Here is a 13,198-nt window from a genome sequence, read left to right on the forward strand (position 1 = left end):
TCGACGCCCTGTTCTTTCGCTTGTTTCAGCAGCTGCTCCGCGAGCTGCTGCTCATCGATGATCTCTCCCGTCACGGGATCGATCATCTCGATGACATCGGTCATCGCCCTTCCTTTCAGTCAGGCCAGACCAGATCCACCGTTAATCAGACAGTCCCCGGCTGCGTGGGTGGACCTCACGAAGGTCGCGCCCGAGTTGGCTCGTCCGATGACAGGGCAGAATCGACCCATGTCATCACGCCATCCGTCGGGGAACGCGGTAACGATATTGGCCACGTACACCTTTGAAAAGCCCGTCTCAGATGCCGACATCGCCGACCTGGGCAGGCTTGCCTCGGCCACGAGAAGTGAACCCGGCAATCTCGCATACCGGATCACCCGTGACCTGGAGGACGAGCGCGTAATTCTGATCTACGAGCGGTATCGCGATATCGGAGCCGTCGCCGCCCACCGCGAGTCGGAACATTTCACCACTCTTGTTCTCGAGGTTTTGTCTCCGCGGCTGAGCAGCCGTGTCCCTACGCTGCTCACCGACCTTTTGGTGTAGCACTCCGCACAACGTGTTGCGCTGAGAGGGACGCAGTTTGATAGCGTGCCTCGCATGCACATCACTCACTACGGGCACGCGTGTGTGCTCATCGACACCGGCGCCGCTCGCTTCCTGATCGACCCCGGAGGGTTCTCGGACGGCTTCTCGGAGACGGATCCGGATGCGATCCTGATCACGCACGGGCACTTCGACCATTTCGCGCCCGATGTGGTCGGTGCGATTCTCGAACGCCACGCCGAGTGCCTCCTCTTCGTCGACGAGACCGTCGAGGTTCCCGACCTGATCGCCGCGGATCGCGTGAGACGCGTGGCCTCGGGTGACGAACTCACCATCGCCGGGACGACCGTTCGCGTCGTCGGCGGCGTGCATGCGAAGGTGCACGCCGACATCCCGCAGATCGTGAACGTCGGCTACCACCTGCCCGAGCAGCGGCTTCTGCATCCAGGCGACGAGTTCGTGACGGCGGAGTCCGTGCGAGTGCTTCTCGCGCCCATCTCCGGCCCGTGGCAGGCCTTGGAAGACGTCGTTGGCTACGTCCGAGCCGTCGCTGCGCCCATCGTCATCCCGATCCACGAGGGTGTGCTCTCGAGGCCGCAGATCTACACGGACTACCTCACCAAGCTCGCACCTGAGGGAAGCGAAATCGTGGTGCCCGTGCGGGGTGAAGCGTTCGCGGTCGATTGATACGGGTCATCGACCGTCGATTCACCGAGGTGTCACTCTGCGCAACAAGATGCGTAGTGCGCAACGCCATCTTGTCGAAGGTGGTAACGTTCGTTCAATGGTCTGACAATGTTGTTGGCGGACAAGGGGGTCCTGGTCTATGTTCATCGAATCCGCAGGTCTGCCGTGGCATGAGCCGCCTGGGCACGTGCGCGGCTACTCGCAGTACGTCGTGACCCCTTCGGACGGTCGCAGCGAGAGGTTCGACTTCCGTCTCTCGCGCTATCCCGTCGGCGGGCGCGTCGATCCGCATGTGCACGAGGTCGCCGAGCAGCTCTACTTCTTCATCGAGGGAGCGGGCACAGTGCTGTGCGGCGACGAGACCTACCAGGTGGGCCCCGGTCACACGGTACTCGTCGCTCCGGGCGTCGTTCACGCGGTCGAGAACACCGGCGCGGTCGACCTGCTGTTCACCGTGACCACTTCGCCACCCGACGATATCGAGAGATAGGCAGGACAGAATGCAGAACGACGAGGGATTCCGCGGGTACGGCACCACGCAGCGGCGAGCGCTCCGCGCGGCGCTCGCCGCGGGCAATGTCGCCGCCATGGGTTGCTACGACGCACTCGGAGCACGCATCGGCGAGAAGGCGGGCTTCCCCGCCGTGTACTTGAGTGGGGTTTCGCTGGCCACGTCGTGCGGTGTGCCGGACGTGGGACTGCTCACGCAGTTCGAAGTCGTGCAGATCGCCGCTCGTATCGCGCGTGCCGTCAAGGTGCCGCTGCTGGTCGATGCCGACACGGGATACGGCGGCATCGCGAACGTCAAACGCACAGTCGAGCTCTTCGAGGAGGCGGGCATCGCCGGCATCCAGATCGAAGATCAGACCTTCCCGAAACGCAGCGGCGAGCGCGAAGGACGAACACTCGTTCCCATCGAGGAGATGCAGACCACCATCGCGGCGGCGAAAGCGGCCCAGAGCGATCCGAACTTCGTGATCATCGGGCGCACGGATGCCATCGGCACGACGACCTTCGAAGAGGCACTCGAACGGGCGAAAGCGTATCAGGAGGCCGGTGCCGACCTCGTCTTCCCCGCGCTCCCACGCACGCTCGACGATCTCGCGACGTTCGGCCGCGAGATCGACCACCTCATGGTCACGTCGTCGGAGAGCGGGATGGCGCCGCTCATGAGCGTCAAGGAGTACGAGTCCGTCGGAGTGAATCTCACGGTGTATCCGATGTCGATGATCTTCGCCGCGGGCAGCGCGATGGTGAAGGCCGCACGTGAGATCTTCGAGACCGGCACGAACGAACCGTTCCTGCGCGAATCCGATTGGTCCTTCGAGGTCCTGGAGCAGCACTCCGGTCTCGAAGACTGGCTCGAGTTCGAGGAGAAGGTGCGGTCGCGATGACGAGCGCGGTCGTCTCCGACGTGCTGGTCCTCGGTGCGGGTGCATCGGGCGCAGCGGCGGCGATCACGGCTGCGCGCGAGGGCCGCAGCGTCACGGTGCTCGAAGCCGCCGCCGCCGACCGCCACACGCCGAACGTCCGCATGTCCGGGGGCTGGGTCATGACCACCGGCGACGTGGCAGAAGGACTGTCGTACCTTCGCGGTTGTGCTGATGGCCTCGTCGACGACGACGTTCTACGGATGTGGGCAGCGGAGTCCGCGAATCTCTACGACTGGCTCCTGGGCCTGGGCGTCGAACTCCAGGAGAGCGACGGGGTCCGCGGGCCCGAGCACCCGCGTGTTCCGGGCGCGCACTCGATCGGCATCCGACGCTCGTGGACGGCCCTCCGCTCGCCGATCGACGGGCAGGGTGGCTGGTTCGACCCCGAGGCCGCGTGCCTGGGCGGAGAAGCGCTGTATCGCGGGCTCATGACCGGTCTGCTGGCCAGTGGCGCGGACATCCGCTGGGGGGCGCGGGCGGAACGTCTGCTCGTGGAGGACGGAGCGATCGCAGGCGCCGTGGCCACCATCGACGGTGAGGAACGCGAGTTCCGTGCCGCGAGCGTCGTCATCGCCACAGGGGGTTTCGGAGGTTCCCGCGACCTCGTCGTCAACTTCATCGACGTCCCGAACACCGAGTTCTACGGAAACCCGCTCAATCGCGGCGACGGTCTGAGGCTGGCGATGTCGGTGGGCGCCGACATCGTGCGGATGAACCGCTTCATCGGACGCGGGGTCGCAGCCTTCGACGATGTGCAATCCGGCCTGCGCGTCGGCTTCATCCTGAATCTCGACGGCGGCGGCTATGCGATCGTCGACTCCGCGGGCCGACGATACATGAACGAGATCCGGCAGGCCCGGCTCGCGCACGACGTCCTGTACGAGATGCAGGAGTTCGATCCGGCCGCAGGCGCGTACACCCGCTCCCCGTCGTACTACTTCTTCGATCAACGTCGAATGGATGCCGGGCCGCTGACGTATCCGGATCGCGGTGTGACCGCCGTCGGGCTCTACGAATGGAGCGTCGACAATCGCAAGGAGGTGGACTCGGGATGGATCGCCACCGGCGCGACGCCGCTCGAGGCGGCTGTCGCGGCCGGGGCCGAGCCTTCTGATGAGTTCGACCGCGCGATCGCCGAGTACAACGCCGCGTGCGCCACCGGCGAGGATCCGCTCGGTCGACCGGTCGACAGTCTCGTACCCCTTCAAGCACCCTTCTACTGCGTGCCCTTGTACGTGGGCGGACCGCATACGACAGGCGGGCCGCGTCGTGATGCGCGGGGCCGCGTCCTCGGAGTTCTCGACGGCGAGCCGATCGCAGGACTGCTCTCGGCGGGCGAGCTCGGCCAGGCGGTCGGCTTGCTCTACCCCGTGCAGGGATGCTCCCTCTCCGACGCGCTCTGCTCGGGCATCGTCGCGGGCCGCACGGCCGCGGGCGTCGTGTGAACGGGCGCATCGCCGTCATCACGGGCGCGGCCCTCGGGCTCGGCGCGGAGTTCGCCCGCGAGCTCCGCGATCTGCGGGGACTCGTCCTGGTCGACCTCGCCGGTGACGCCCTCGACGAGACCGCGGCGCGGCTCCGCGCGGGTGGCGCCGATGTGCGCACCTTCGTCGCTGATGTCACCGATCCCGAGGCTCCCGGGTCGATCATGGCACTCGCGGATGAGGCGTTCGGCGGGGCGGACATCCTCGTCAACAACGCCGGGGTCGTCCGGTACGCGCCGTTCCTCGACACCGATCGTGCCTTCCTGCGCGATGTCCTCGCGATCGATGTCGAGTCGGCGTACTTCATGACGCAGGCGTTCGCGGCGGAGAGGATTCGCACGGGACGCGGCGGAGTGGTCGTCAACCTCGGCACGAGCCATGCCATCGTCGGGGTGGCGGCCACATCTGCATACGCCGCAGCGAAGGGCGCACTGCACGCTGTGACCCGCACGCTGGCCGTCGAGCTCGCGCCGTACGGAATCCGCGTCAACACGCTCGCGCTGGGTATGACGATGACCGAGCGCGTGCGCCGCGAGCTCGGAGCCGATGTGATGGCCGGCCGCCTCCGGCAGATCCCCCTCGCGCGCGGTGCGGAGCCGGCGGAAGCGGCGACGGCGCTGAGATACCTCATCGACGCCGAGTACACGACGGGCACGGAGCTCGTGCTCGACGGCGGATTCACGATCTACGGAGACGGGTGAGCGGACTCCGCCACCGCGAAGAACGAAGGATGGATGACGGATGAGTGTTTACGTGATGGAACAGGAGACGGTCGTCGATGCGCGACCGACGACGATGTCGGGCGCGGACGTGCTCGCCGCGCTCCTTGAGGACGCAGGCATCACGGTGGTCGCCGGCATCCCCGGGCACACGATCGGAGACTTCGCGCTCGCCGTCGGCGCGCGCGAAGGATTGCGGCCGATACTCCTGCGCCACGAGGCGACGGGGGCGTTCGCGGCCGATGTCTACTTCCGCGTGAGCGGGCGCCTCATGGCCGTGTTCACGCACGCGTTCCCGGGAGCCGCCAATGCCCTCACCGGGGTGGCGAACGCCTACGCCGACTTCTCATCACTCTTCTGGGTGACCGGCAATACGGCCTCGGTGGGAATCGGACGCGGCGGCTACCAGGAATTGTCGCGACAGATCGACGACGACCTGACCCAAGTCATCCGGCCCGCCGTGAAACGGGTGTGGCAGCCGCGGACCGCGGAGGACCTCGCGCACAATGCGCTCGCCGCGTTGCGAGAGTCGCGCGCAGGACGCCCCGGCCCGGTGGCGCTCAACGTGTCGCAGGAGGTCTGGTCGCAGACGGTCGACGTGACCGGCGGTGCGCGTCCCGATCTCGAGCGGTTCGTCTTCGCCGACGATCGACCGCGGCCGGACTCGCGGCGCGTGGCCGACGCCGCGGAGCTCCTGCGAGGTGCGCGACGCCCGGCCATCCTGGCCGGCAACGGAGTGAACCTCGGTCGAGCACGCGACCATTTGCGCGCGTTCTCTCGGCGCTTCGGCATCCCCGTTGCGACGACGGCATCAGGCAAGGGCGGCTTCCCCGAGTCGGATGCGTTGTCGGTGGGCGTCGCCGGCTGGGTCGGGACCGGCACGGGCAACTTCACCACGGCGAATGCGGACGTGCTGCTCGTGCTGGGCGCGCGCCTGGGCGAGCCCACCGCCAGCTCCTGGGTCGACGGCGCCACGTTCGGCTCCGACACCAAGATCGTGCAGTTCGACATCGACGCCGGCGCGATCGCGAACGCGTACCCGGTCGAGGTGCCCGTCATCGGGCACCTCGTGTCGGCGCTCGAGGACCTGACCGCAGTCCTCGGTGATGAGCGACTGGACGTCTCCGCGTGGCTCGAGGAGATCCAGAGCGCCCGAGAGGCATGGACCTCGGTGGCGCTGGAGTCGCAGGACCCCGGTATGGACGGCAGGATCGGCACCGGCGCGGTGGTGCAGGCGATGCGCCGCGCCTTCTCCGGTCCGGTGAACCTGGTCAACGACTGCGGCAAGCATCACAAGTGGATCGTGCAGCAGTTCGAGGCGGGCGATGACGACTACATCGTGAGCAGCATGGGCGGTGCGTCGATGGGCATCGGACTTGCCGGCGCGATCGGTGCTCAGCTCGGGCGCCCCGAGGCGCGGACGATCGCATGGCTCGGCGACGGAGGGATGTCGATGTCGCTCTCCGCGCTTCCCACGGTTGCCGAATACCGGCTCCCGATCACGACGGTGGTCATCGACGACGCGTCGTACGGTGTCGTCCACAACACGCAGATGGCTCAGGCCGGTCGCACGGCGTTCGCGGACTTCGACGGGTCGGGGTCGAACCCCGACTATCGCCTCGATTTCCGGGCGGTGGCGGAGGGATGCGGCATCCCGGCCCGCACTGTGTCGGACCCGAGCGAGCTGGACGCGGCATTCGCTTGGGCGGCCGAGCAGGAGGGGCCGACCCTCATCACGGTGCTGTCGGAGAAGGGGTCGACCCACCCGGGCGGAGGTGGCGTGCTGCGGCCACTGCACGACCGGTCGCGACGGCTCGCCTGGCGGGCGGTGAGCGGTGAGTGAGAAATCGCCCAACTGCGACGTCCTGGTCGTCGGCGCGGGCACGGCGGGGCTGACGGCGGCGATCGCCGCGCGGGAGCGCGGAGCTTCGGTGATCCTCCTGGAGCCTTCAACGGCTGCGGAACGCGGCGGCAACAGCCGATATGCCAGCGCCGTCTTCCGTGCCGCGCACAACGGAGTCGAGGATCTGCGACACCTCGTCACACCGGATCAGGGTGTCGTGTGGGATCGGGTGCGCCACGATCACTACCCCGCCGAGAGCTTCGTCGCCGACGTGAAGGGCGCGGCGTCGTCCGAGCACGTCGATGAAGCCCTGGTGTCGGCGTTCGTGGCCCGCTCGCTCGACACTCTGAGCTGGCTCGGAGAGCGCGGCGTCGTGTGGCGGCTGGTCACCCGCCCGGGGGATCCGCAGGGTCCGGTCCGACTGCCGCGGGGTGGCGAGCTCATCGTCGAGGGCAACGGCGTCGGACTCGTCGAAGCCCTTTTCGCGACGGCGGAGCGTGCGGGGATCGACATCCGATACAACACCCGGGCAACCGATCTCGTCGACCTCGAGGGCGAGATACGTGGGGCGGTCGTCGAATCCACCGGCACCAGGGCCGAACTGAGGGCGAGATCCACGGTGCTCGCGGCCGGCGGCTTCGAAGCGGATGCGGCAGCGCGTGCCGAGCACCTCGGTGCGGCCTGGGCCGACGCGAGGGTCCGCGGCACCGGGTTCAACACCGGCACGATGCTGTATCGCGCACTTGCGCACGGCGCCGCTGCCAAGGGCGATTGGTCCGCCGCACACGCGGTCCCCATCGATACGGCGGCGCCATCGGTGGGTGACCTCGCCATCGGAGACTCGACCGCGAGGTACTCCTTCTCGTTCGGAATCCTCGTCAACGCTGACGGGAGGCGGTTCCTCGATGAGGGCGCCGACGAGTGGCCGTTCCTCTACTCCGAACTCGGCCGTCGCATCCTTGCGGAGCCTGGAGGGATCGCCTTTCAGATCTTCGACGAGAGCTCTGCCGCACTTCTCGAGCCGCGATACGCCACCGCCGAGCCCGTCTTCGCGCGAACCGTCGCCGAACTCGCCACCGGCATCGGCGTCGACCCGCGGCACCTCAACAGGACGATCGAGGACTTCAACGCTTCGTGCCCGGACGGGGCCTTCGACCCGGGAGCGCTCGACGGCCTCCGGGCTGAACCGCTCGGGCAGCCGCCGAAATCCAACTGGGCAACGCCGCTGACGGCCCTCCCGCTCCGGGCCTACCCCGTGACCTGCGGCATCACGTTCACGACGGGCGGAGGACTCTCCGCCGACGAGAACGGGAGGGTCCTCGCACGGAACGGCGCACCCGTACCGGGCCTGTTCGCAGCGGGCGAGATTCTGGGCGGCTACTTCCGCTCGACCGTGCCGACCGGCGCAGGACTCATGCGCAGTGCGACGATGGGGCGCGCGGCAGGCGAATCGGCAGCCGCGCGGTCATCGTCATGAAGCGCTCAGTTCATGCGACGCTCATGCGCGGCGGATCCAGTCGCGGGCCGGTGGTCGAAGAGGCGGAACTGCCCGAGCCCGGTGCCGAGCGCGACCGGGTGCTCATCGACCTCATCGGTCGCGGTCGATCACAGCTCGACGGGGTCGGAGGCGGCACGCCGACGACGAGCAAGGTCGTCATCGTGCAGCCGGCTCGCGGAGACCCCGATGTCGACATCGCCTACTGCGTCGGCAACGTCGTGGTCGGAGCCGACACGATCGACTACGCCGGTACGTGCGGCAACATGACATCCGCCGTTCCGCTGTTCGCCCAGGAGCACGACTGGCCGTGCGCGCGGGGCGCCCGCGGGTACCGTCTGCGCAACACGTCCACCGGCCAGATCGTCGAGACGACTTTCCTCGGTGGTTCCTCGTCCCGCGACCGCGGGGCTTCCGCCCGGGTGCGGGCCGACTACCTGGATCCAGCCGGCAGTGTCTTCGAGGCGCTGCTGCCGACAGGGTCGCCCGCAGACGACCTGATACTCGACGGACGCCCCGTGCGGGTGAGCATCGTGGATGCGACGCATCCCTACGTGTTCGTCCGCTACCGCGATGTCGTCGTCACCGAGGGGATCGATTCCGAGGCCTCGGCGGCGATCGAGCGGCTCAGAGCCGCTGCGTGCGTGCGCCTCGGTGTCGTCGACGTCGCGCCGGATGCCTCGCGATCGTCACCGGCCGTGCCGCGGATCGTGCTCCTGGAGGACGCAGCGCCACCGGGCGAGCTCCGGGTCCTGGCTGTCTCGATGGGGGCTGTGATCGGATCGGTGCCTGTCACCGCGGCGATGTGCGCGGCGGCTGCGGCGGAGGTCGCCGGGACTCTCGTGAACGAGGTCGTCGTCCACGGCGCCGACGGGTCCCTCACCGTCCGTGGGAAAACTTCCGATGTCATCGCGACCGCCACGTTCGCGGACGGCGCGCTCGTCTCCGTGGGAGTGGAGCGCACGGCGCGCACGATCGCCGACGCGCACATCTGGCTAGGCTGACGCCGTGGTGGACAACCGAGGGCGCGCGCCGGAGTCCGTCAGCATGCAGCATCTGCTGTACTTCCACACGCTGGCACGGCGAGGCAGCTTCGCGCGCGCGTCGGAAGAGCTCGACCTGTCGCAGTCCGCGCTCTCCCGCAGCATCCAGGCCCTCGAACTCTATGTCGGCACGCGGCTCATCGACCGGGAGCGCGGACGAACCGGCATCTCGCTCACTGCGGCGGGGGAGCGGGTGCTGGAACGTGCGGACGAGATCCTCACGCAGGCCTCGACGCTCCGCAACACATCGGTCGTGGACGGCACTCAGAATCTCGCGTTCGGGATCGGCCCGCAGTTCGCCAGCTTCGTCCTGCCCAGTGCGCTGCTGTGGATGCATCGGAACCATCCGGATGTCGTCGTGAACGTCAGCGTGGGTCCGACGCAGATCATGCTGGAGCAGCTGCTGGCCGGGGAGATCGAGTTCTTCATCTCCGGGCAGATCCCCGGCGTGCGGCCGCCGCGCGTCCGCTGCGACGACTTCGTCACCGTCCAGATGGCGTACAGCGTGCGCAGGGGCCACCCGATCCTCGACGAGCCGCGGATCACGGTCGATTCGATCGCGCGATACCCGCGCTATGCCGGTTCCGCGTTCCGAGACCGCCTGCTCGCGGAGAGCGACGAGGTCCTCGCGCGCTTGCGACCGACGCTCGTGGTCGACAACTTCGAAGTACTCGCCGACCTCACCGCGCGAACCGACGGAGTTCTCGCGGCCTTCGCCGGAATGATCCGGGAGCCGCTCGTGCACCTCGACTTCGACATCTGGCGGCAGCTCGGAGCCTCGCGCACCTTCTTGTTCACGCTCGACGGCTTCCGCCTCTCCAAGATCGCGGACGCCGCCATCGGACAGTTGCGCGCACCTGTCGAAGGTCGCTGAGCTCGTCGCCTTCACGGTCAGGGGCTGCGAGCGATCTCTTGATAAACTCACACCGCCCTAAATGTCTGACAAGTGGCTTTTTGTTCATTAATGGGCAATACTGATGTCGACCGAATCGATGTCGATGCGGAAGGGGTGGTGCATCATGCGGAACCTGTTGCGTAGGATGCACCGCGCTGCTACCGTCGGCGACGATTGATCGAGCGAGCTCGACTCTGTTCCAGCCCGCGAGATTCACATCCCGAACCCCAATGATGGAGACCCGAAGATGCGTCTTGCAGCCCGCACCCCCGCACGTTCCGCCGCCGTTGCGCTCGCCGCTGTCGCGGCTGTGGCGCTCAGCGCCTGCACATCCGGCGGATCCGCCACACCGACCGAGAGCGGTGGACTCACGCCGGTCACGATCGGCGAGGTGAGCCCGTTCCAGGCAGCCAATTATCTGACGCTCGTCGCCGATGAGCAGGGGTTCTTCGAGGACCACGGCATCGATGCGGAGATCATCGGCATCTCCCAGAATCCGATCGCCCCCCTTCTCTCGGGCGACATCGACATCAGCTCGGTCGGCGTCAACGGCATGGCCGGCCTCGAGCAGGGTCAGGACATCCGGTTCATCGCCGCGTTCCCCGCGTCCGTCACCTTCTCGCTCATCGTGCCCGCCGGCAGCGCCGCGGTGGACAACGCGCACGAATGGCCCGACGTCATGGAAGACCTCGTCGGGCAGAGCCTCGGAACGACGGTTCCGGGCGCCCTCGTCGACAACATGGCGAAGTTCCTCGTGACGGATGCCGGACTCTCCGCGTCGGACATCGCCGTCACCCCCGCCGGAGACGGTGCTGCGCTCGTCGCGGGGCTGCTGAGCGGATCGTTCGACTCCGGACTCGTTCCGAGCCCGCTCTTCGAGCCTCTCGTCGCATCCGGTGACTTCGTGCAGGTGCTCGATCTGTACGCCGGGGACGTGCCCGACTTCAACATCCCGGTCAACACGCCCGCCGTGACGGCGGCGTTCGCCGAGGAGAACCCTGACGTCATCGCGGGCTTCCAGCAGGCGATCGAAGAAGCGAACACCTGGGCGAAGGACCCCGCGAACAAGGAGGCCCTCGCCGAGATGATCGCGACGCGTCTCGACGTCGAACCCGCGGATGTCGCGGCACCGTTGGAGACCTTCATCGCGGCACTCGGCGACACGAGCGAGTACACCGAGGAGCAGTGGAACAGCGGCGTGGAGATGCTGACCGCGAACGGCGTCCTCACCAAGGACTACTCGTACACCGACTTCGTCATCCCGTTCTCGGGCTAGGCCAGGTCGCGCCGATAGCAGACCATGGATGCGGGGCCGACCTGCGCGACCCCGCATCCGTGAACGAAGGAGTTGAACTGTGACGACCGTCGAGACATCGATCGATCAACCTCGCGTTCGCGTGAGCGACGTGACCCACTATTTCGAGGATCCTGCCGGCAACATCACGGAGGCCAGCAAAGCGGTCGACGACGTCTCGCTCGACGTCGCTCCGGGAGAGTTCGTCAGCCTGATCGGCCCGAGCGGGTGCGGCAAGACGACGCTCCTCAACATGCTCGCCGGCTTCTTCGCACCGACGACCGGATCGCTCCAGATCAACGGCAAGCCGGTTCGCGGCGTGCAGTCGGACAATGTCTCGTTCATGTTCGCCCGTGACACGCTCTTCCCGTGGAAGACGACGCTTGCGAACGTCACCTTCCCCATGGAGGTCGGCGCGCAGCGGGTGCCTTCGTCCGAGCGCCGCGACCGTGCTCGTCGGCTCCTCGAACGCGTGCAGCTCGGCGGTGCAGAGGAGAAGTACCCGCATGAGCTCTCTCACGGCATGCGCCAGCGGGCCGCACTCGCACGCACGCTCGCAGGGAACAAGGAGGTCATCCTCATGGATGAGCCCTTCGGAGCGCTCGACGCACAGACGAGGGTCCTCGTGCAGGACGAGTTCGCGAAGATCTGGGAGCAGGAACGGCCCAGCGTCCTGATGGTCACGCACGACCTGACCGAGGCGATCGGGTTGTCCGACCGCATCTTCGTGATGAGCCATCGACCCGCCCACATCAAGGCCGTGTACGAAGTCAACATCCCGAGGCCGCGCGTGATCCTCGACCTCCCCAACTACCCGGAGTTCCACGAGCTCTATGCGAAGCTCTGGCGCGACCTGCGCCCGGAGCTCACCGAGGACGAAACGCCGGCAGCGGACCACCTCGAGGAGGCGTCGGCATGACCGCCCTCGTGGGACGTGACCTGACGGCGCCCCTCAAGACGGTCGGCGGGAAGTCCGCTCGGCGTCGGCGCCTGCGGTCGCGTGTGGTCGTGACGCAGGTCGCGCTCGTCGTGGGTGCGCTCGGGCTGTGGCAGCTCGCCGGGAATCTGGGATGGATCAACACCTTCCTCTTCGGCTCGCCGGTCGGGACCGCGCAGATCCTGTGGCGTTGGATTCAGGACGGCACTCTGCTGGTGAACACCGCCGTGACCCTGTATGAGGCGACGGTGGGCTTCGTTATCGCCGTCGTCATCGCGATCCCGCTAGGGATCGTCCTGGCTCGGTCGCCGTTCTGGGATCGCGTCACCGAACCGTTCATCGACATGGCGAACGCGACCCCGCGTTTCGCCTTGGCGCCCATCTTCGTGTTCATGTTCGGGCTCGGGTCGATGATGAAGATCGCGCTGGTCATCACGGTGGTGTTCTTCGTCATCCTCATCAACACGATGGCCGGGACCAAGGCCATCGAGGAGGACTTCATCCGGCTCGGCCGGATCGCCGGAGCGAATCGACGCCAGCTGCTCGCTCGTGTCGTGTTCCCCGCGACCGGCGGCTACATTCTGGCGGGCCTCCGGCTCAGCGTGCCGTACGCCCTCGCCGCCGCCGTGGTCGGCGAGATGTTCTCGGGGAACTCCGGCCTGGGCTACCTCGTGTCGAATCAGGCAGGACTTCTCATCGTGAACGGCGTCTTCGCCGCCGTGATCGTGCTGGCACTCGTCGGATGGGGACTCAACTCGCTCGTGCGCGCCCTCCTGAGCCGGACGCCCTGGGCGCGCATGGCATCACGGGCCGCCGGCTGAG

The 13,198-nt window shown here is 67.4% G+C and carries 13 protein-coding genes; all 13 read left to right on the forward strand.

Translation table 11 applies throughout. The annotated features are described in order from the left end of the window. Positions 1-228 precede the first annotated feature (228 nt). Positions 229-546, forward strand: a complete 318-nt coding sequence (locus MA876_RS09195) for a putative quinol monooxygenase (RefSeq protein WP_248148033.1) — start codon at positions 229-231, stop codon at positions 544-546. A 54-nt stretch (positions 547-600) separates the two neighbouring features. Continuing rightward, the gene (locus MA876_RS09200; protein ID WP_248148034.1) at positions 601-1,233 is read left to right on the forward strand and encodes an MBL fold metallo-hydrolase; all 633 of its coding nucleotides are present in this window, start codon (positions 601-603) and stop codon (positions 1,231-1,233) included. Between the two features lie 139 nt (positions 1,234-1,372). Continuing rightward, on the forward strand, positions 1,373-1,723 hold the full coding sequence (locus MA876_RS09205) for a cupin domain-containing protein (RefSeq protein WP_248148035.1): 351 nt from the start codon (positions 1,373-1,375) through the stop codon (positions 1,721-1,723). A 10-nt stretch (positions 1,724-1,733) separates the two neighbouring features. Beyond that, positions 1,734-2,627, forward strand: a complete 894-nt coding sequence (locus MA876_RS09210) for an isocitrate lyase/PEP mutase family protein (protein WP_248148036.1) — start codon at positions 1,734-1,736, stop codon at positions 2,625-2,627. Then, positions 2,624-4,111 carry an FAD-dependent oxidoreductase gene (locus tag MA876_RS09215; RefSeq protein ID WP_248148038.1) on the forward strand — a complete coding sequence of 496 codons (1,488 nt, stop codon included), beginning with the start codon at positions 2,624-2,626 and terminating at the stop codon, positions 4,109-4,111. The genes MA876_RS09210 and MA876_RS09215 overlap by 4 nt, the downstream gene beginning before the upstream one ends. Continuing rightward, on the forward strand, positions 4,108-4,851 hold the full coding sequence (locus tag MA876_RS09220; RefSeq protein WP_248148040.1) for an SDR family NAD(P)-dependent oxidoreductase: 744 nt from the start codon (positions 4,108-4,110) through the stop codon (positions 4,849-4,851). Before MA876_RS09215 ends, MA876_RS09220 begins: the two co-directional genes overlap by 4 nt. A 40-nt stretch (positions 4,852-4,891) precedes the next feature. Then, positions 4,892-6,712, forward strand: coding sequence for a thiamine pyrophosphate-binding protein (locus tag MA876_RS09225; RefSeq protein WP_248148042.1), 1,821 nt, complete (start codon positions 4,892-4,894; stop codon positions 6,710-6,712). Continuing rightward, positions 6,705-8,189, forward strand: coding sequence for an FAD-dependent tricarballylate dehydrogenase TcuA (gene tcuA, locus MA876_RS09230; protein ID WP_248148044.1), 1,485 nt, complete (start codon positions 6,705-6,707; stop codon positions 8,187-8,189). Before MA876_RS09225 ends, tcuA begins: the two co-directional genes overlap by 8 nt. Continuing rightward, positions 8,186-9,211, forward strand: coding sequence for a PrpF domain-containing protein (locus MA876_RS09235; RefSeq protein WP_248148046.1), 1,026 nt, complete (start codon positions 8,186-8,188; stop codon positions 9,209-9,211). The genes tcuA and MA876_RS09235 overlap by 4 nt, the downstream gene beginning before the upstream one ends. A gap of 4 nt (positions 9,212-9,215) precedes the next feature. Continuing rightward, on the forward strand, positions 9,216-10,124 hold the full coding sequence (locus MA876_RS09240) for a LysR family transcriptional regulator (protein WP_248148047.1): 909 nt from the start codon (positions 9,216-9,218) through the stop codon (positions 10,122-10,124). Positions 10,125-10,392: 268 nt separating this feature from the next. Next, the gene (locus MA876_RS09245; RefSeq protein ID WP_248148049.1) at positions 10,393-11,421 is read left to right on the forward strand and encodes an ABC transporter substrate-binding protein; all 1,029 of its coding nucleotides are present in this window, start codon (positions 10,393-10,395) and stop codon (positions 11,419-11,421) included. A gap of 79 nt (positions 11,422-11,500) precedes the next feature. Further along, positions 11,501-12,358: an ABC transporter ATP-binding protein gene (locus MA876_RS09250; protein WP_248148051.1), complete on the forward strand. Its 858-nt coding sequence runs from the start codon at positions 11,501-11,503 to the stop codon at positions 12,356-12,358. After that, the gene (locus tag MA876_RS09255) at positions 12,355-13,197 is read left to right on the forward strand and encodes an ABC transporter permease (RefSeq protein ID WP_248148053.1); all 843 of its coding nucleotides are present in this window, start codon (positions 12,355-12,357) and stop codon (positions 13,195-13,197) included. The genes MA876_RS09250 and MA876_RS09255 overlap by 4 nt, the downstream gene beginning before the upstream one ends. The last annotated feature ends 1 nt before the right edge of the window (position 13,198 follow it).

Origin of the sequence: Microbacterium aoyamense (assembly GCF_023155855.1) — a bacterium.
Taxonomy (GTDB): domain Bacteria; phylum Actinomycetota; class Actinomycetes; order Actinomycetales; family Microbacteriaceae; genus Microbacterium; species Microbacterium aoyamense.